The sequence below is a fragment of the Paenibacillus sp. CF384 genome, assembly GCF_900106745.1.
GTDB lineage: Bacteria > Bacillota > Bacilli > Paenibacillales > Paenibacillaceae > Paenibacillus_Z.
This window is the reverse complement of sequence record NZ_FNNV01000005.1, coordinates 105017-125482: the sequence shown is the minus strand read 5'-3', so window position 1 is coordinate 125482 and position 20466 is coordinate 105017. Positions and strand designations below refer to the sequence as shown.

17 protein-coding genes are annotated in these 20466 nt (G+C 49.9%); 15 read left to right on the top strand and 2 right to left on the bottom strand.

Going from position 1 to position 20466, the window contains the following annotated elements; genetic code table 11:
• Window positions 1-97 precede the first annotated feature (97 nt).
• From BLW29_RS11025 to BLW29_RS10990, 8 genes are all read left to right on the top strand, one after another.
• Window positions 98-1051, top strand: coding sequence for an ABC transporter permease (locus tag BLW29_RS11025; protein WP_090979353.1), 954 nt, complete (start codon window positions 98-100; stop codon window positions 1049-1051).
• Between the two features lie 86 nt (window positions 1052-1137).
• Entirely contained in the window at window positions 1138-2883 is a 1746-nt protein-coding gene (locus BLW29_RS11020; RefSeq protein ID WP_090979352.1) for an extracellular solute-binding protein, read from the top strand.
• Window positions 2884-3005: 122 nt separating this feature from the next.
• Window positions 3006-3914, top strand: a complete 909-nt coding sequence (locus BLW29_RS11015; RefSeq protein ID WP_090979350.1) for a carbohydrate ABC transporter permease — start codon at window positions 3006-3008, stop codon at window positions 3912-3914.
• A 31-nt stretch (window positions 3915-3945) separates the two neighbouring features.
• Window positions 3946-4839, top strand: coding sequence for a CehA/McbA family metallohydrolase domain-containing protein (locus BLW29_RS11010; RefSeq protein ID WP_090979349.1), 894 nt, complete (start codon window positions 3946-3948; stop codon window positions 4837-4839).
• 181 nt (window positions 4840-5020) lie between these two features.
• Window positions 5021-6031, top strand: a complete 1011-nt coding sequence (locus BLW29_RS11005) for a LacI family DNA-binding transcriptional regulator (protein WP_090979347.1) — start codon at window positions 5021-5023, stop codon at window positions 6029-6031.
• A gap of 47 nt (window positions 6032-6078) precedes the next feature.
• Window positions 6079-7032, top strand: coding sequence for a carbohydrate kinase family protein (locus BLW29_RS11000; protein ID WP_090979345.1), 954 nt, complete (start codon window positions 6079-6081; stop codon window positions 7030-7032).
• A gap of 32 nt (window positions 7033-7064) precedes the next feature.
• Window positions 7065-8522, top strand: coding sequence for a leucyl aminopeptidase family protein (locus BLW29_RS10995; RefSeq protein WP_090979343.1), 1458 nt, complete (start codon window positions 7065-7067; stop codon window positions 8520-8522).
• A gap of 20 nt (window positions 8523-8542) precedes the next feature.
• Window positions 8543-9430 carry a metallophosphoesterase family protein gene (locus BLW29_RS10990; protein WP_090979341.1) on the top strand — a complete coding sequence of 296 codons (888 nt, stop codon included), beginning with the start codon at window positions 8543-8545 and terminating at the stop codon, window positions 9428-9430.
• Between the two features lie 480 nt (window positions 9431-9910).
• On the opposite strand, the gene BLW29_RS10985 is transcribed toward BLW29_RS10990, so the two are convergent.
• The gene (locus tag BLW29_RS10985; RefSeq protein ID WP_090979339.1) at window positions 9911-11932 is read right to left on the bottom strand and encodes an ABC transporter ATP-binding protein; all 2022 of its coding nucleotides are present in this window, start codon (window positions 11930-11932) and stop codon (window positions 9911-9913) included.
• A 59-nt stretch (window positions 11933-11991) separates the two neighbouring features.
• The gene (locus tag BLW29_RS10980) at window positions 11992-13743 is read right to left on the bottom strand and encodes an ABC transporter ATP-binding protein (protein ID WP_090979657.1); all 1752 of its coding nucleotides are present in this window, start codon (window positions 13741-13743) and stop codon (window positions 11992-11994) included.
• A gap of 479 nt (window positions 13744-14222) precedes the next feature.
• Between BLW29_RS10980 and BLW29_RS10975 the strand changes: the two genes are divergently transcribed.
• The 7 genes from BLW29_RS10975 to BLW29_RS10945 all read left to right on the top strand — a co-directional run bounded on the left by BLW29_RS10975 (window position 14223) and on the right by BLW29_RS10945 (window position 20406).
• Window positions 14223-15617 (top strand): DUF4832 domain-containing protein, encoded by a 1395-nt coding sequence (locus tag BLW29_RS10975; RefSeq protein ID WP_090979337.1) that lies wholly within the window; start codon window positions 14223-14225, stop codon window positions 15615-15617.
• Window positions 15614-16141: a hypothetical protein gene (locus tag BLW29_RS10970; protein WP_371264704.1), complete on the top strand. Its 528-nt coding sequence runs from the start codon at window positions 15614-15616 to the stop codon at window positions 16139-16141. Before BLW29_RS10975 ends, BLW29_RS10970 begins: the two co-directional genes overlap by 4 nt.
• A 34-nt stretch (window positions 16142-16175) precedes the next feature.
• Window positions 16176-16679 carry a GNAT family N-acetyltransferase gene (locus tag BLW29_RS10965; RefSeq protein WP_090979333.1) on the top strand — a complete coding sequence of 168 codons (504 nt, stop codon included), beginning with the start codon at window positions 16176-16178 and terminating at the stop codon, window positions 16677-16679.
• A gap of 84 nt (window positions 16680-16763) precedes the next feature.
• Entirely contained in the window at window positions 16764-17861 is a 1098-nt protein-coding gene (locus tag BLW29_RS10960; protein ID WP_090979331.1) for a hypothetical protein, read from the top strand.
• Between the two features lie 17 nt (window positions 17862-17878).
• The gene (locus tag BLW29_RS10955) at window positions 17879-18478 is read left to right on the top strand and encodes a hypothetical protein (RefSeq protein ID WP_143044385.1); all 600 of its coding nucleotides are present in this window, start codon (window positions 17879-17881) and stop codon (window positions 18476-18478) included.
• Window positions 18479-18978: 500 nt separating this feature from the next.
• Window positions 18979-19329, top strand: coding sequence for a VOC family protein (locus BLW29_RS10950; RefSeq protein ID WP_090979327.1), 351 nt, complete (start codon window positions 18979-18981; stop codon window positions 19327-19329).
• 18 nt (window positions 19330-19347) lie between these two features.
• Window positions 19348-20406 (top strand): DUF4037 domain-containing protein, encoded by a 1059-nt coding sequence (locus BLW29_RS10945; RefSeq protein ID WP_090979325.1) that lies wholly within the window; start codon window positions 19348-19350, stop codon window positions 20404-20406.
• Window positions 20407-20466: the final 60 nt, after the last annotated feature.

The following is a 20466-nucleotide window of genomic DNA, read 5'->3' as shown; positions in this document are numbered from 1 at the left end:
CTGGTATCGATACCAGAAAATCAAATCAGAACCGACAGAAGCAACAGAGCACAACAAGAATTAGCCATTTCTCCGAAAAGAAGGTGATTCCCGACTCATGGCAAATGTCTCGACGACTTCGCAAGTGAAGCTGAAAAAACCCAGAGCTTCTTTGTGGAAAAACATTATGCTGCATCGGTACTTGTATTTCATGCTACTGCCTTGTCTCGTGTTCTTCATCGTATTTTCATATATTCCGATGGGCGGCTTGTTGTTAGCCTTTAAGGAATATAAGTTCAACAAAGGCATACTCGGAAGCCCCTGGATCGGTTTTGACTATTTCGTCACCTTCTTCAACTCCTACCAAAGCAAGAGTTTAATCCAAAACACGCTGATTATCAGCAGTATGAAGCTGTTCCTGTACTTGCCTTTTCCAATCATACTGGCACTTATGTTTAATGAAGTTCGCAACAAATGGTTCAAGAACGTTTCACAGAGCGTCATGTATCTGCCGCACTTCCTGTCCTGGGTCGTGGTTGTCGGATTGATCCAGCGGATTCTCGCTCCGGACACCGGCCTGCTCAATCAATTCATTGCCAATGTGGGCGGTGATGGCAGCATCTTCTACATGATGGACCCTAAGTACTTCTATCAAATTATGTTCGGCAGCCATCTATGGAAGTCGATCGGCTGGGATTCGATCATTTATATGGCAGCGATATCAGGTGTAAACCCCGATATGTACGAAGCGGCGAAGATCGATGGTGCCGGTAAGCTTCGGGAGATCTGGAACATAACACTTCCTTCTATCATGCCGACAGTAGTCATTCTGTTTATTTTATCGCTTGGAAGCATCTTATCCGCCGGATTCGACCAGCTTTATCTGCTGCGAACGCCGGGAAACATGCAGCTTTCCGATATTTTAGATACCTATATCATTCGAGTCGGCTTACAAGGCGGACAATATGGATATGCAACCGCAGTTGGTATGCTGCAAGGCGTTATCGGACTAATCTTAGTAGTACTGGCCAATAAGCTGTCCCGTAAAGTGTCAGACACTTCACTATGGTAACGCTACCATGTGATGAAGAACGCTCTAAGGTGGAAACGTCAACCGACGTATTCATACAAAAAAATTGAATTAAAGGGGAAAAAAGCATGAGCAGAAAATGGACGAAGTTTCTAGCGATTCCTGTTATGGTTTCTATGCTACTCGCAGGTTGTTCCAACAATAGCGGCAACAACACGAGCAATGAACCTGCTGCAAACAGCAATACCGCTTCAGACAGCAATGCCACTGCTACAAATGCACCTGAAGGAAAGCCGGCGACATGGATTGCAGACCGTACGATTAAAGGCCTCGTATTCATGGGAACCGACGATTACACCGAGGATATGAACCCTGAAATCAAAGCGCAAATTAAAGAGAAAACGGGCATTGATTTCGAAATCGAAATTATGAAGGCCGAGCATTCCATTGATGGTTTGATTGCAGGGCTCGCGGCGAACGATCTGCCGGATTTCGTTGCTTTCTATCTGAACAACAGCGGTCGTCCGGAAATGCCGGTCGTGCTCAAAGCAGCTCGCGAAGGCATGTTCACCGACCTGACTCCTTTCTTCAAGGATTCGAAGGTGTACAGCAAATATTTGCAGGCTGATTACCTGCCAATGGATACGCAGTACGGCGTTATGTTCCGTCCGGAGTTCAACGGCGCTACATACTTCACGCATATGAACATCCAACGCGAAGGCGGTCAAGTATCATGGAAAGGTGTCGGAGGTCCTTACATCCGTAAAGATATCGTAGACGCACTGGGTATTGATCCACGCACCATTACATCGACAGATCAGCTGTATGATTTGGCTAAGAAGATTAAAGCAGGCAATTTCAAAGACAACAATGGCGGTCCGGTTACGCCAATCGGCCCCTCTTACTGGGGCGGTAAGGAAGTCGGAGCGTTGTTCAATGATCTAGAGTGGGGCGCAGACGATCAACGCATCAAGCAGACCAAAGACGGTAAAATTCTGCATGAGGCGCAAACCGAATATGCCCTGAAGAAAGTCGATTATATTCAGAAGTTGATCAAAGAAAAATTAATTCATCCCGAGTTCTTCACGATTGACGAGAGCCGTGCAACAGAAGGCGCATTAAACGGTTCATGGGCGATTATCGGCGATACGCACAGCTACCAAGAATTTAACCAAGATATGCATTATGTTCCGCTTGGTCCAATTAACCAAGTAGACGGTCCTTATCAAATGCAAATTTCCTATAAGTCCGGTTACTCCGCTTGGGCGATTCCGACTACGACCGAGAAACCCGAAGACATCGTTAAATTCGCTGATTTCCTTGCAAGCCGCGAAGGCAAGCTGCTGTGGAAATACGGAATTGAAGGCCGCGACTACACGCTTGACGACAAAGGCAACCCGCTCGTGAAACAAGAAGTCGTGGATTTGAAAGCGAAAGATCCTAACGAAGCGAAGAAGCTTGGTTTTGGCGGCGTAGGCAACAACTGGGGCGATATCCTCGGCAGCACGGACAATGATAATCTAGTGGATTTCGGTGAAGCCAATTATGGCGATAACGCAGCATCAGGCTTGTTCCCGGCAGTAGAGCAAATCGCAACCTACTGGAACTTCGATGAGAAGGTGAAGAACGGCGTTGTATCCGATGCTTATCAGCCGAATTCGTTTATTGGCGAGTTTAGCAATGGCACAGAATTGCAAACCGCACTTGATAACTACAACGACAGCTTGATCCAAGCGTATTACAGCAAAAGTCATGATGAAGCGAAGAAGATCATTGACAATGCGCTGAAGCAAATGGAAGCTTCCGGCTTGGACGACTACTTGAAGCTGCTTGCGGAGAAGAATGCGGATCCAAAAACAAAGGTAAAGCTGTAGCATCTACCGGCAGCAAATGAGTACCTGATGGTCAGGCGGTTTTATTCGCAGCCCGGATAGAACCGCCTTGCTATCGCAGTTTCGGAGTGTGGTTTCTTCGAGGTGTAGGAGGAGGGAAGTCAGTGAACGAATTTTATAAGATCAGCCTTGGCGAGAAAGTATTCCGCGTCATCAATTATGTCCTAATTGTCCTCTTGTGCTTGTCTATTATTCTTCCTTTCCTGAATATATTCGCGTTAGCATTTAATCCGGGCAAAGATGCGGAAAGAGGCGGCATCTTCTTCTGGCCTCGCATCTGGTCGTTCGAGAATTTCATGAAGGTATTCGAAGCCTCTAATATCGCATCGGCTTTCGGGATTTCAATGTTCCGTACTGTGGTCGGCACGGTCTCCAGCGTGTTTATGACAGCGATGGCTGCTTATGCGTTAAAGAGCAAAACACTGCCCGGTGGAAAATTCTTCATGATGCTTATTTTCTTCACGATGCTGTTTGGCGGAGGCATCATCCCCTACTACATGCTGCTCAAGTCGATTCATTTAACGAACAACATCTGGGTTTATGTCATTCCAACCTTATACAGTGCATGGAATTTGATCATTATCCGAACCTTCTTCCAGCAAATTCACCCAAGCTTAGAGGAATCGGCGCGCATTGACGGCTACAACGACTTTGCCATCTTTATGCGCATTATTATGCCGCTCAGCCGTCCTGTTATTGCCGTTATTGGTTTGTTCAACGCCGTAGGGCATTGGAATGATTGGTTTACCGGTGCATTCTTCGTACGTAAAGCCAGTCTGCGTCCGTTATCGACACTGCTTCAGGAAATGCTGACAAGCGCCGAAGCGATGCGCGATACGCTCAATCAAGCGGCGGGCACGACCAGATACGAGCTGCTCGACAAAATCCAAATTACGGGCAACTCGCTTAAGATGGCGACGATCATCGTAGTGGTGGCTCCGATTATCATTATTTATCCTTTCGTCCAGCGTTATTTTGCTAAAGGCATTATGATCGGTTCCATGAAAGAATAGAAAGAAGAGCGGAGAGAGGGAGATATCGGTGATGAAAATCTTGAATAGCTACACGCAAACGGGCAAATGGTGGAGAGGCAGCTTTCACAATCATACGACGAACAGCGATGGCTGGTTCCCGCTGGAAACGGTCTATAAGATGTATGGCGGCTACGATTTTCTGGGTATTTCCGATCATGATAAAATTACGAAGCACGAAGGCGAGCGCAGCATTCCTACTGTATTCGATGCCATTGAAGTGAGCAGCCGCCAGACGCATATGCTGCTCGTTAATCCGCCGCTGACAATGCTTGATGGATACAGCAACGAATTTACGATTGAAAACTATCAGCGGTTGCTCGATATGGCGGTCGACAACGGCGGGTTTGGCGTTCTTGTTCATCCGAATCGCTTCTTCTCTAATTATTGGACCTTGGAAGATATGATGAAATTGGAACGCTATATTGGAATTGAAGTGTATAACGGCGACGGCAACCCGGAGTACGATATCGCCTTTGATAAATGGGATGCCTTATTGTCGAGCGGACGGAAGGTATGGGGCTTCGGCAACGATGATTCGCATGTTTACGGCCAAGAGAAACGAGCTTGGAATATGGTGCAGGCGGAAGCGAATACGAATGAAGCGATTACGCAAGCGATCAAGGACGGCAATTTCTACGTATCTACGGGCTATGGATTCGATGCTATTCGCACGGAAGGCCATACGATTGTAATCGATCTCCGTTCGAATGAGCTGCTGGATAAAATGTATAAGTATGTAACGTTCTTCGGTAAAGACGGCCGCGTGCTGCAGGAGACGACGGGCAGAATAAGCCAGGCTACTTACGAATGTAAAGGCGATGAAGGATACGTACGCATTGCGGCCTATTTGGAAGGCGGCTACGGCGCATTTTCCCAGCCTTTATTTATTTCTAAGAATTTATAAGTTTCACATTTATAAATGAGCTTAGAAATCTCCGGTATGAAACGCTCTGCGCTGTCAAAGGACGGCGTCAGCCGTTTCACCTTGGTCGAAACTAGTAAATAATGCTTAGAAGCGTAAAGGAGTTTGTTTCGTGAACGGCGAACTGCTTCTTAATTGAATCTTTATAAAGAGGGTGAGTAATGTGCAGCCAAAAATTAAAGACGTGGCGCGCCTGGCGGGCGTTTCGGTAACGACCGTATCCCGTGTGTTGAACGGCGAGAAGTATGTCAAGGACGATCTCAAGCGCAAAGTGAATCAAGCTATCGAAGAATTGGGATATGCCCCTAGCCATATTGCCCGTAGTTTGGTGCGTAACAAAACGAACCTGATCGGTGTAATCGTACCTGATATTACCTCCAGCTTCTATGCGACTATTCTTAGCAGCATTGAAGAAGCCGCAAGCGCAAACGACTACAATTTGCTCGTGTGCAACATCAGCGAGGATATTGATAAGGAATATAAGTATTTGAACGTCTTTCAAGAGATGCGGGTTGAAGGCATCATTATTATGCATGAGAAGATCAACGAGGAGATTCGAAGTCTCATCCATAAGATGAAGATTCCGGTTATTTTCTCCAGCGTTAAACCGATGGATCAACAATTCGTATCCGTTATCGTCGACGATTATAAGGCAGCCTATGATGCGACGTCTTATTTGATCGAGCTGGGGCATGAAGAAATCGGCTTTATCGGCGGCGACATGCGTGATATCACGTCAGGGCAGAATCGGTACAGCGGTTATCGGAATGCACTTGCGAGCAAAGGGATCCGGATCATTCACGAGCATATCCGTTTCGGGGATTATAAAGTGAAAAGCGGCTACGCGCAGATGAAAGAGCTGCTCCGAGTTAGCCAGCGTCCGACTGCAGTGTTTGCGGTGAGTGACGATATGGCTGTCGGAGCGATGAATTGTATCCGGGATCACAATCTTCGTGTGCCTGAGGATATTTCGGTCATCGGCTTTGACGGCAGCCAATTAACCGAGCTTACGAGACCCACGTTGACCTCGATGGAACAGCCCATTCATGAAATGGGGAAAGAAACGATGCGCATCCTGCTTCACCAGGTGGAGACCGGCGAGGTGCCAAGCGGTGATCTCGTCCTCGAGCATCGGCTGGTGGCGCGCGAGAGCTGTATAGCTAAGAAGAAGTAGATGAGCAGAGGCAAGCATATCAGGAGTAGGGCGGAGATGAAGCAACCTTGAAGAAATACGACGCGATTGTAATTGGGGACGCGAACATCGATTTGGTCGTTGCCGGCTGCAACGAGCTGCCGAAGCCCGGACAAGAGGTGCTTGTTCAGAACATGACGATTCATGTGGGCGGCGGAGCCGCATTGTTCAGTATGGCATTGGCGAAACTTGGCTTAAAGATTGCGTTTAACGGCATACTCGGTGAAGATGGTTTCGGACAATTCGTGCGCGATCATTTGACCGAGCATGGCATCGATACCAGCTATATCCGCATCAGCGGCAGCAGCACAGGCATTTCCATCGCGATCAATCCGGAGAAGGATCGTTCCTTCATTACTTATATGGGATCAAACGCGGAGCTGAGCATGGGGCTTCTCGATATGGATAGCGTTGCCTTGGCAAGACATGTGCATCTGACCGGTTATCGTGGCAGAGAGAATCACGCGGAATATATGAAAGTCGTTCAAAGGATTAAGGCGTTAGGCGTGACGACCTCCATTGATGTAGGTTGGGACGATACCGGCGAGTGGTTCGCTGGCATCTATGAACTGATGAGCGAAGTCAGTGTGTTCTTCATGAATGAAGTCGAGGCGGAGCATTATACCGGATGTTCAAGCATAAAGGATATCATTGCGAAGTTGTCTGCTCATAGCAACCATTTCGTAGTCAAGCTTGGTTCTGCCGGCGCGGTTTCGACAGTAAACGGACAAGCTCAGTTTCGTTCGGGTTTCCATGTACCTGTGGTCGATACGACTGGTGCCGGGGATTCCTTTAACGCCGGCTACATCTACGGTTTTCTGAGCGGGCTGAAGCCAGAGCAGTGTTTATTATATGGCAACGCATGCGGAGCCTTGTCTGTGACACAATCAGGCGGTAGTACGGGAACGCCGGATCAAACGGAGATGGAACATTTTCTATTCGAGAAGGTCAACTGTACGACGGACACTTGGGAGAGCGCCTAAAGCACCTAAGCGAAGGGAGATCGCGAGCAGCTATGCATTTCGAAATAAGCCAGGGAACTGGCATTCAGACTGTGATTGTTCCTGTATTTACGGAAAGCTTGGCGGATTTGTCTCAAAGCCGGGAAGAGCTGCGAAAGGCTTCCCTGTTGCCGTATATGGGTGCCAGACATGCGATAACATGGTTTTATGGCACTCACAGCGGTCAGGCCGATCTCATGGTAGTTGGTCTGGGCGAAGCAGACAAGTTTAACCTGGCTGTTCTGCGTGATGCGGCAGGGAATGCGGGACGTGCTTTACATAAAGAGAAGCGGGATTGCGCAGTAGTTTCCTTCGAAGCCCTAGAAGGTGGCGGAGTCTTCGCAGGCAGGTTGACTGCCTATATGGAAGCTTGGGTAGAGGGTTCACTGTTAGGTACTTATGTGTTCGATAAATATAAATCGGCGGCGCGAGCCGAGCATCGCGTGGATATCCACATGCATCTGATTGGTGATTCTTCGGCAGAGCGGGCAGAAGCGATTCGTCTGGGTCAGCTTCGAGCCGAGAGTACGATGTGGTCGCGGGATCTGACGAACGAGCCGCCTAACTACCTGCGTCCCCGCGATCTGGCGGAGCGAACAGTGGAGCGGTTTGCCGGCACCAAGGCGACGGTTGCGGTGTATGAAGGCGAGGAGATTACACGCCGCGGGTTTGCCGGACTCGCGGCAGTTGGCAAAGGAAGCATCCATCCGCCTGTGTTTATCGAGCTGCGGTATTGCACCGACGAGACGAAGCCCCTGGTGGCTTTAATCGGCAAAGGCATTACGTTCGATACCGGCGGCATTAGCTTGAAGCGAGACCATGATATCAGCGATATGCGTATGGATATGGCAGGGGCCGCCGGTGTGCTCGGTGCTCTCGATCTGGTCGTGCGCGCGGAGTATCCGGCCAATCTCGTCGTGCTTGTACCATCGGCGGAGAACAGTCCATCCGATCGCTCAATGCTGCCCGGCGAAGTCATCCGGTATGCGAACGGGGTCACCGTCCAAGTCGGCAATACGGATTCGGAAGGCAGACTGATTCTGGCGGATGCCTTGGTTTATGCCCATCAGCTCGGCGCAGAGCAGGTCATCGATATGGCGACGTTGACATATTCGGTCGTTGGAGCGCTTGGTACTGCGGTCGCAGGTGCTTTTGGACAGAACGAGCTTGTACAAGCGTTGAAGGCAGCAGGTGAGCCGTATGGCGAGAAGATCTGGCAGCTGCCGATTATTGACGAGTATGAAGGCTACCTGTCCAGCGATTATGCGGATACGTCCAATATTAGCAGTGGGAATGGCGGTGGCGCTATTATGGCGGCATTGTTTTTGCGAAAATTCGTGCATCCCGCTCTCACATGGGCCCATATGGATATGAACGGACCGAAGGACTGCTCTTCAGCCAAAGGCCAGCTTGCCGTTGGTGCGACCGGTTGGGGAGCCCGCTTATTGTCAGCTTACGTAATGTCTATTTAGACTAGAGAGGAGATCTCCAAGTGGAACCCAATAAGCTTCGCTTTCGTGCAAACGGAACATTTTCAATCCTACAGTTTACCGATATGCATATCCAAGACGGGTCCAAGAAAGATGTCCAAACCCTAGCGCTTATCGATCAGATGATCGCGGATCAGAAGCCGGATTTGATCGTGCTTACGGGGGATGTGATTGCGAGCTACGACATCGCTGATCAAGAAGGGGCATTCCGCCTCGCCATTGCCGGTGTCGTGAAATCCGGTATTCCGTTTGCCGTCGTTTATGGCAATCATGATTCGGAGAAAGGAATTACGCGTCAGCGGTTGAATCAGATTCTAAGGGAACATGACAATAACTTGTCCGTCGATGGACCTGAGGACATTTATGGCATCGGCAATTATGTGCTGACTGTCGGAGGTTCTGCGAGCAGTGAGGATGCGGCCGCTTTATATTTCTTCGACTCTGGTGACTACGCGCCGGAGAGCGTTGGCGGGTACGCATGGATTCAGCCGAATCAAGTGGAGTGGTATCGGCATGAATCGCTGGCGCTGAGAGCGAGAAACGCCGGTCGCACGTTGCCTGCGCTCGCATTCTTCCATATTCCGATTCCGGAGTATGAACAGGTCTGCCACCTTGGCACGATACAAGGCATCAAAGGCGAGGCGGTTTGCTGTCCGAAATTGAACAGCGGCTTGTTCACGGCCATGCTGGAGATGGGCGATATCGTCGGAACCTTCGTCGGGCATGACCACGATAACGACTATGTCGGTCGCTTCCATGGCATACAATTATGTTACGGCCGCGTTACCGGATATAACACCTACGGCAAGCTTGAACGCGGTGCGCGCGTGATTACATTAATAGAAGGTTCGCGAGAGTTCGAAACTTCTGTTCGGTTGAACAATCAATAGCAGCGGAATTGAAGGGGCTGTCCAAAAGTCATTCATAATGACGAAGAGGCCACAGAACGAGGGATCACCTGTCACGCGGCTCGAAGATGACGTGTAAGGCGTACAACACAATCGCTACTTTCTAGTCTCTAATGACGTATGACGTGTACTTTGTACACGTCATACGTTTTTTTCTTGTGAATATTGCTGGTTATTCGTTTTTCAAATGCATTTTATACAAGATAACTACCTATATTCTCGGAAGGCTTTGGTTTGTCGTGTAGTTGGTGCAACTCAAGGTGGAAGTCGATTAAAACGTGGTAGTTAGCTCCATGCTGCCCCTCTTATTCGCAGACTGTTAGACCTGGCAGCGGACTAAACTATCCAATCAATAGAATGGCGCCACAGATATAAGATCTGCGGCGCCATTTTTTAGTTAGATTCTTCACTGGATGAATCGCGCTGCGCCGCCAAGTGAAGGGCAACAGCCGTTTCACGTTGTTAAGCTACGCTGACGGCTGCACCTTGCTGCAGCTGGTACATGGCGTGGTATTTGCCGCCATGCTCCATCAGCTCGTCGTGATTGCCGCGTTCCACGATGCGGCCGCGATCGAGTACGAGGATCTGGTCTGCAGCGCGAATCGTCGACAACCGGTGAGCGATGACGAAGGTTGTGCGACCTCGCTTGAGCACGTCGAGCGCTTGTTGGATGATCGCTTCCGTCTCCGTGTCGATGCTCGCCGTTGCCTCATCGAGAATCAGAATCGCCGGATCGAACGCTAGCGCACGCGCGAAGGAGATCAGCTGTCGCTGGCCCGCTGAGAGCGTGCTGCCTTTCTCAATCACCGGCTCATCGAGTCCGCCCGGCAGCTGCATGAACATGTCATACGCGCCGACATCGCGAAGCGATTGTTCCACCTTCTCACGCGTAATCGACGGATCGTCCAGACTGACGTTCGAAGCGATCGTACCTGTGAAGAGGAACGGCTCTTGCAGCACGATGCCCATATGCTGACGCAGCTGCTGCTTTGTCATCTCGCGTACATCGTTGCCATCCACCGTAATCGAGCCGCGATCGATGTCGTAGAAGCGGAAGAGCAGATTCAGAATTGAGCTCTTACCCGATCCCGTATGACCGACAAGCGCAACGGTTTCACCTTGTTTGGCCGTGAAATCGATGTTCTTGAGCACGTCTTCGCTTTCTTTGTACCCGAACGATACGTTATTGAAAGCAACATGACCCTTATAACGGTCCAAACGCTGCTCCGACACGGGAATGCCGGGCTCATCCAGAAGGGCGAATACCCGCTCGGCGGATACACGAGCAACCTCTAGGTTGGACAGCTGATTGACCATACCGACGATAGGGGACATCATCCGGTTCATATAATCGATGAACGCATAGAGGACACCGACCGAAACGGCTGCTCCGAGCCAGCCGCCCGCAAACATCCATACTACCGCAATGAAGATGATATTACGGAAGATCGTAAGCAAGTTGTGGCTCGTAAACGAGTTCAAATAAAGCATCTTGTTCTGGTATTTGAAATACTCGTCGTTCGTCTCATGGAACTCCGCCATCGTTTGTTTCTCTCGGCGGAACACTTGAATGATCGGCATCCCTTGAATGGATTCGTTGATCATGCCGTTAATATCGCTCAGACGCGAGCGAATGACATGATTGTAGCTGGATGCATATTTGCGGTACACGACGATCCATACGTAGAGGATCGGCAATAAAGGCAGCGCGATTAAGGCGAGTTTCGTATCCAGAACGAACAATGCGCCCATGATGGCGGTCATATAGATAATACCGGAGAAGAAGTTCGCCAGTACCGAGACGTACAGCTCACGAATCGCTTCGGTGTCATTGGTTACGCGAGAAACGACCTTGCCTGCCGGGAGATTATCGAAATATTGAACCGGCAGCTCCTGAATATGCCGGAACACATCGTTACGCATCTTGCGTACAATCCGGTTAGCGGACACTTGAAGCAAATACTTCTGACCGTAAGCCAGAAGCGCTCCGATTAGCAGCAGAACGACATAGCCGGAAGCAAGCGTGATCATGCTTCTAATCTCCGGTTTGTAGAAGCCATAAGTTTCATTGCGGCTCATTTGCACCGCAGGGAATTGCTGCGCGCTGTCATCCTTCGCTGTGACAGTCAGCTGACCGTCCTTAAACGAGAGCGATCCCGTGCTTGGAACACCGGGCGCATCTACAAAATAATACGTAAGACCGGACTGCATCACATGGACTTCCCGGCCTTTCACTTCGCCGTCCTCCCAGTGGTCAGCTCGCTTGTACCAGCTGTCCTTATAAGGGACGGAGTAAGGCCCGACTTGCTTGCTTTCGTACCACGGTTTCTGTATCCCCATAATGTTCGTATCAATCATACGTTTGGCAAGGAACGGTCCTACAAGCTCGACCGAGATGGCCAAAGCCAGCAGCAGAAGCGCTAGCAGAATGGGCCTTTTATAATGCCAGGCATATTGAAACAATCGTTTTCCGTTGTTACCCATTGTCATTGTCACCTTCATTTCATTTATCCTAGTATGCGCACATTTGAGCCGGCAGTCGATTATTCTTCCACCAGGGAAGCGAGCTGCTGCCTATCGTACTGCTCTTTGTACCAGCCATTGTTCTGAATCAGCTGTTCATGTGTGCCTTCTTCCGTAATACGGCCCTCATCCAGCACAAGAATCCAATCCGCGTGCTGTACGGCCGACAGCCGGTGCGTCGTAATGAGCGTTGTTTTGCCGGCTCGTTCTCTTCGAATACCTTCCAGAATCTCGGTCTCTGTCTTCGCATCAACAGCGGAGAGGGCATCATCCAGCATCAGAATTTCCGGATTGGCAATGACGGCTCTCGCAATGCTGACCCGCTGTTTCTGTCCGCCTGATAGCGCAACGCCTTTCTCGCCGACCAGCGTTTCGAGGCCATCCGGGAGGAACGTGACGTCCTTGCGGAATGCAGCCAGCTCCAGCGCTTTGTTCAGCAGCTCGTCGTCCATGGTGACACCGGTGGTGCCATAGGCGATGTTCTGGCGAATGGTCTTGCTGAACAAGATCGGTTGCTGCGGCACATACCCGATCCAGCTGCGGATTTGATCAAGCTCGATCTCCGTGATGGAGACGTCGCCTGCTTTCAGGCTCCCTTGACCCATCGGATATTCGCGCAGCAGCTGCTTGAGCAGCGTCGTCTTGCCGCTTCCTGTTCTGCCGACGATGCCAAGCGTTTCGCCTCTGCGCAGCTTGAAGGAAATATCGACCAGATTATCGATGGTTGAAGAAGGGTAACGGAAGGACAATTGCTCGTATTCGATTGACTCCGGCACTGCCATGGCTACCGGCGACTGCGCATCTTTCACATTTGGCTTAATGCCAAGCGTCTCATTGATACGATCGAGCGAGGCATTACCGCGCTGCATAATATTAATCAGTTCCCCAATGGCAAACATCGGCCAGATGAGCATCCCGAGGAACATGTTGAACGATACCATTTCCCCAAGCGAAATTTCGCCGCGGAACACGAGCACGCCGCCATAGCAGAGACCGATTAAGTAACTGATCCCGACCAGAATTTTGAGTGCCGGCTCGAACAAAGCGTCGATCTTGGCAACGGCAATGTTCTTACTGAACACTTCATCTGTCATATCGCTAAACCGTTTCCGGTCTGCTTCTTCTTGGACGAAGGCGCGAATAACCCGTACGCCGGATACGGATTCCAGCACCTGATCATTCAAGTTACCGAAGGCATCTTGCTGCACCGTAAACCGCTCATGAATTTTCTTGCCAAAATGCTGCATGACCAGTGCCAGAATCGGCAGTGGCAGCATAGCCGCAAGCGTTAGCTTCCAGCTGATTAACACAGCCATAACGAAAAGAATCGTCGTCATGAACACGGTGGAATCAATCAGCGTGAGAATCCCGAAGCCTGCCGTCGTCGATACGGCGCCGAGGTCGTTCGTAGCCCGGGCCATGAGGTCCCCGGTACGATTACGCTCGTAGAACGTAGGCGTCATCTTGAGCAGATGACGCATCAGATTGGAACGGAGCGTACGTTCCAGCATGAAGGCAGAGCCGAACAGCAGCGACCACCATACGCAAGTAATAAGATAAATCGCGATCGTAAGGGCGCCCCAGAACAGCAGAAGTTCGGTTAGCTTCCCCGTCGTCATCGTCCCTTGCCCGATGCTGTCGACGGCATATCCGATTAATTTCGGAGGCATAACCTCCATAATGCCAACGATTGTCAGCAGAACGCCTGCAACCGTGTAGCGTTTCCAATGCATTTTGAAAAACCAGCTTAGCTTCTTAAGTACTGCAAACACGTCGATCAACAACCTTTCTAAACTTCTGAGGAACCAAAAAAGGCATACCGCCCGTAAGCGATACGCCTGAACTCGTATGGTGATCGACAGCTTGAGAACTGTCGCCACCTGACCCGAGTGCAATAAAAAAGGCGCACGATTACGTCACCGCAACCATGCACCTTCTAACGTTATTCAGCGAGAATCTGCCATTCTCCGCCTCTTAACGCCGGTTTGCGCGAGGGTTACGTACATTTCGATTGTATGCTCCGCCTTCAGGCAGAAATGATGCAAACATATGTCGGTTAAACATATCCGTAACCCTCCTTTCCGTTCTTCAAAGTATATGTGAGTACTTTATCATCGCCCCCTCGGAGCTGTCAACGGGGTTTTTGAAGGTATGTGCTTATTATTTTCTCGTTAATAACCGGGATCACATCGAATTTACATATTATGTTATTCTAGTAACAATGAATCTAGTAAACTAAGGTGGTGTTCGCATGGTTATGGGAAGCCGCATTGCAATGTATCCGAAGGTGATTCAAGACGTGCTCGTCAATCCGGGAACCGGATTTATGACGTTCCAGCGTTTTAACGGAGATCAGCTGAATCCGGGAACCAGGCATTGGACAGAAGGACATCCGATCGAATATCAGAGCTATAGCGGAAGCTTGGAAAATGTAGATTACCCGATGACATCGCTCGCGTATTATCGCGTGTACTGGAAATATCTGGAGCCCGAAGAAGGAGAATATCGCTGGGATTTGATCGATACTGCATTGTCTGTGGCGCGCGAGCGCAGACAGACGCTTCAGCTGCGAATCGCGCCTTATGGAGTAGGAGAATCGGAGGATGTACCGGCATGGTTTCGCGCGATGGTGGGTAGCAGCGGCAGACCGCTGCCGGATGCCAAATGGCAGGTGGACCCTGAGAATCCGCTGTACGTGAAGCATTTTGGCGGGTTCACACGGCTTATGGGCGAGAGGTATAACGGGCATCCCGATTTGGAGACGGTGGATATGTCCATTGTCAGCGCATGGGGCGAAGGCGAATCCTCTCACCTCTTGAGCGAGCACACGCGTGCGGCTCTGGCAGATTCCTATACCGACACATTTATAGATACGCCTCTAGTCATGCTGTTAACAGATCCCTATACAAATCAATATGGTCTGACGAAGGCGAATGTGGGCTATCGGATGGATTGCCTTGGCGATATGACGGAAGGCGCGGCACATATGCTGGACTGTTATCCGCAGCAGATCATCCAATGCGGGATGCAGCATGCTTGGAAGAAAGGCCATGTGTCCTTTGAATCGTGCGGGGTCATGTATTCATGGTTCCACCGCGGTGTCGATATCGACTACGTGATCGATCAATCGCTGAAATGGCATATGTCCTCCTTCAATCCCAAATCATCCCCGATTCCACGTGAATGGGAAAGTCAGGTGAATCGCTGGCTGCGATCGATGGGGTACCGCTTCGCACTGCGCAAGTGGACTTACCCGGATGTCGTGAAGCCTGGCGGCAAGCTCGATTTCACCTCTTGGTGGGAGAACCTTGGCGTTGCGCCGATCTATCGTAGGTTTCCTTTGGCGGTGCGGCTGGTTAACGAGCGCTGCAGCAACGTGTATCTGACAGATGCCGACATTCGGGAATGGCTGCCCGGCGACATCACCTATGAGCGGTCGCTCGACATTCCGCCGGATATGCCGCTTGGTCATTACAGACTCGAAGTAGCACTTGTCGATAGACTTACCGGCGAGCCGGGAATCCGTCTTGCTTCCGAAGGAAGACAGCCGGACGGCTGGTACGCAGCGGGAACCGTCCACGTCCAAACCGAGCTTGATTCGCCTCCTTCTCCGATTGGCGAGATTGTGGTGTCGCCGTGGCAGTGAGTTTATTTCATTATTACGACAAGAGGCTGGGGCCTTTTCGTAATTTATCCAGTCTTCCAATGGAGCAAGCGGAAGAGGTGCAGAGGCAGCTTGTACGAGAAGGCAAAGGGTTTGCGAGCCGGCGCTCAGCGGATTATTTGACCATACGCAGAGAGCTGGAAGCAGCAGCTAGAGAGATATTCATAGCCAAAGGGGGCAAACCGCAACAGCTTTATCCGCATTATATGACACTCGGAGCATGCGGCTGGATAGAGGAATGGTTTGAAGAAGGGGGCTTGCTGCAGATCCCTTTAGATGAGTTTGAGGTGGATTCGGTCAGCTTCACGTATGGAGATTTGTTCCCGACCATGAGATTTAACGACGACAGAGCGTATAGAAAGCAAGTCTATACGAGGCTTGAAATTGAGAATATTATTGAACAATATGGACTCCCTCAGCAGTGGAATGCAGATGGTGCATTTGGCCCGGAGCGATATATCGAAGTGCAAGTCTGGGATGAACATGTTATAGGGAGCTATAAATGATAGGCAAAATAGACCGAATGAGGTGTTGTGAATATTGATTCATTTTCCACCAGTAACGACAGATAGATTGATTTTAAGAGAGCTGACGCTGGATGATGCGGAAGAGGTATTCAAACACTTCTCGGACCCGGAAGTCACTGCTTTTATGGACATCGAGCCGTGTCAGTCTATTGCTGAAGCGGAGGATATTATTCAGTTTCACATAGAGGACAGCGGTTGCAGATATGGATTGTTTAGCAAAGAGAGCGGATCGTTGATCGGCACTTGCGGTTACCATTGTTGGGTGAAGGATGAGGGTGGTCCATCTCGAGCAGAGATTGGTTTTGATTTAGGTCGAGCTTATTGGGGCCAAGGGTACATGAAGGAAGTGCTCCGACCTATGTTCCGATTGGGATTCGATGTGATGCAGCTCGATTACATTGAGGCCACGGTTGAAGAAGCGAATGTGAGATGCCAGCGATTGCTGGAAGCTTGTCAGTTCGTGAGAGAAGAGGAACTGCGAGATCGGCTTATATACTATAAGCTGGAGTTGGTGTGAATTATCTTGGCTTCATTTGAAACAAATGGAAACGATCCGCGTGAACATCACTAACATTCGAACTTTTGTGGAGGTTATCTCAATATGGGAATTAAGGATTGGTTTCTAGAAGCCTTTTCCGGTCAAAAGGTGTGTCCGATCGAGCATCTGGAGAGCTACAAGCGACTTGGCGAGCAAGTTTATTCCCTCCATGTGGAGTTAGCGGACAATACGTCTCCCCGTGCATTGGCCTTTGTTCAAGCAGCAAGAAGTATTCAGAAGATGGCTGACGCTTTACTGGGCGATGCCTTCTCCGGCGATGAACCGAAAGCAGTTCCGATTGTAACTCATGATCAAGCCGATATTTGGTATGGGATGCTGCCTGATATAATGGTCGCGGCTAGACAAGAGGCTTCTTTTGCGCAATCAGCGCGTATAGAACTTCCGATCCGACTCGGCACACAGATTGAAGGTCCAAAGCCATGCCCGGTTCAGCACATCGCCGGACTTCGCAATGCGGCTGCTGAGATGGAGGAAATGCTTGCCTTGGAAGTATCGCTCGCCCGCAATGAGAAGGAACGATACAGAGAGGCGATTCTCCTGTACGAAGAAGCGAGGACACGGAAACAGGCTGGGGATTCCATCGTGGGCACGATCTCGAACGGAAGACATGTTTCAGAAGAAAGTCATGAAGATGCCGAGGAACAATATTGGATGGCATTATCGAATTATTTGTTGATCGCCCAAGGGTTGAAGGACCCCGAATTGCTTAAGCGTCCCTCCGTCGGAACGAGAACGCAAGGCATGGGCTTTAAACGCTGTAAATTAGATTCGAACGATATATGGAAAGTGACATCACCGATGGCTGCTAGTGAGATCAAGCGTGCAGGCGAGTTTTTTCAGGCGGAGCGTGATTTAATCGAGCATTGGGAATGTTTTGTGGATAGCGGAGTAGAACGGGATTATGAAACGACTGTAGAGGAACTGGTGTCAAAAGGTCATATCAGCGAAGATTCTTACTGGTATTGCTGTCCATTTCCATCGGTTTACAAAGTGCAGACGGATGCTGTAAGGGTATTGGGAAAAGTAATTCCAAGAGATCATGTATTTGTGTTTGAATATGGCGACGACGGTGCCCCCGGGAAATTCATCACACAGGCTTCATTCCAACCAGCGGATTCACGTAAATACTGCGAAGATTAATCGGCCACAGGAGTGGGATGATGGGAATAGTAGATCGGATAAAAGGTCTGTTTCGTCAAGGATTGCAGCAGGAAGCGAAGCAGGGTTCCTTCGAATCCTGCTTGGAGTCAGCGAATGAGCGATTACGTGAAATTTCGGTTATCGTTAATCGCTTGGAATCGGAGCTGTTGTCAGCCAAAGAGCGGATACGAGGTGTCGAGAAACAAAACCTATCGTTTCGACAGCTCGCAGAGCAAGCGGCGGAACAGCAGAATCATGAGGTTGTAGGCCGCTATCTGGAGCAGGAATATTCGGGGAAAGAACGATTGGCGGTCATGCTGGGGGATTTGAGGCAGATGGAGGAGCGGTTTACCGGTGTAAAAGAGCGTTATCTACAATTCGCGCAAACGATACAAGAAGCGAGCAGCAGGCACGATACGATATTGATCCGATCTTTGATCGCGACAACAGAGCTTGAAACGATTAGAGTTTCCTCGACTGGCAGGGTAGATGCGTTGCTGGAGGGCAAGGATGAGGAGCATCATGTGATCGAAGCGAGGCTGGAGCTCGCTCGTTCAGGTCAACCGGATGCACTGGATCGGGAAATCGAGGATTTGATTCGCAGCAAAAATAAATAATGGAAGTGGCTGCAGCCACGATTAAGAAGAGCCTTTCTGTAGAAGGGCTCTTCTTTTCATCTGTGGTTTTTATTTATGCGGGCTCGAATGGCCCATTTGTCGGAGCTTGCTGCCAATGCAGGAGCGGGTATTCTGCTGAGACCTTGCTGATAAGGCTGTAGAGAAAGCTTGGCGCAACTCATCACACCGCGGATATCTAACGAACCGTGGAGGTCTTATTTGGCCGAATTTCGGGGCTTCGACAATCTAACGAACCGTGGAGGTCTTATTGTGGGATAATCAGCCTCCAAACACTCAAAAACCGTCGAATAAGTCCCCTACGGTTCGTTAGAATTTTAATGGAGCCATTCAGGGGGAAATAAGTCCCTGTGTGGTTCGTTAGAATATTCAAGAGACTAGGGGACACCCCTTTTACATATCAATTTCACTCTTTACAAGCGAACATATGTTTGCTAAAGTGGTGAAGTGGATATAAATTCCAGTGAAGTGAGGGATCTTTGATGGGTAGAGTAATTGGATTCGAGCTAAGCAGCCAACAGCCAGAGAAGGCAGCAGAATTTTATAGCAATGTGTTTGGGTGGAAGGTAGCAGAACCTCAGTGGGAGTATTGGAACGTTACGACGGGTGCCTCTGAGAAGCCGGGAATTGATGGCGGAATCGGAAGAGGCCCGGCCGATCATCCGCATGGTACGCGTATTCAGATTGAAGTCGATGCGATTGACGAAGCTATTGCCAAAGCAAGAGATAACGGAGCGGTCATCGTGCGTGATAAAATGGAATTCGACGATTTCTATCTCGCCTATTTGGTAGATCCTGTAGGCTTAGGAATCGGGCTTATCCAGAAAAAGTAGTGAAATGGTGGGTTACTGATGCAAGGGATTGAATTATGCCGGCGTTACTATGAAGAAATCGTAGAGCCGCAGTTAGCTGTATTCACATCGATAGCTTACTCGGCAGCTCTCATCGGGCCTGGGAGTGAAGTTCTCGGTTTCGATACCGAGATGTCGCAGGACCATGACTGGGGTCCGAGAACGCTGATTTTCCTTCATGATTCGGACGAGGAAGTGGCTGAGCGGCTTCGCGCCTCTATCATCGATAAATTACCGGAAACGTTCTACGGTTTCCCGGTTGAAGCGGAGAAGACCGTCATTACGACGCTGCAGCAGTACACTTGGCATTGTCTTGCTTACGACTTTAGCAAACCGCTGGATTCGGCGGATTGGCTGACGTTCTCTTCGCAAACATTGCTTGAGATGACGAAGGGCGAAGTGTTCCATGATGATGATGATCGCTTAGCCGAGCTGCGCGAGCAATTGCAGTTCTATCCGGATGAAGTGTGGTTCTATCTACTGGCTTCCGCGTGGCAGCGTATCGGTCAAGAGGAGCATCTGATGCTTCGCGCCGGATATGCCGGAGATGAGCTTGGTTCAGCCGTTATTGCATCTCGGCTTATCCGAGATGTCATGAACCTCGGTTTCCTCATGGAACGCCAGTATGCACCGTATCCGAAATGGTTCGGTACAGCATTCGCGAAGCTGAACTGCGCGGAACAGCTGACACCTCTCTTATGGAAGGTTCAAACGGCGACAGTGTGGAAAGAGCGGGAGCAAGGGATGAACAGCATTTACAAGCATCTGGCCCATATGCACAACGAGCTTGGCATTACCGAACCGGTATCGGATGAAGCAACGAGCTTCTATACTCGACCGTTTCTGGTTATGAACGGCGGGGATATCGGAGGACGCCTAGCGAACCGGATTCAAGATGAGAAGCTGCAAGGGGTGATTCGTGGAAACCGATTGATCGGCAGCTTGGATCTCATTACGGATAATACGGATTTCCGCATGCTGAACACGTGGAAGGACGAATCGGGGAATAGCGCCAGGTCGATTCTGAAGCAGTTTTATCGTTTCGGGGACGAAAGTTAAAGAGGCAGTCATGGGCGAGAGGGAATAGGTCCATGGCAGCCTCTTCTAGGAATTCAGTGC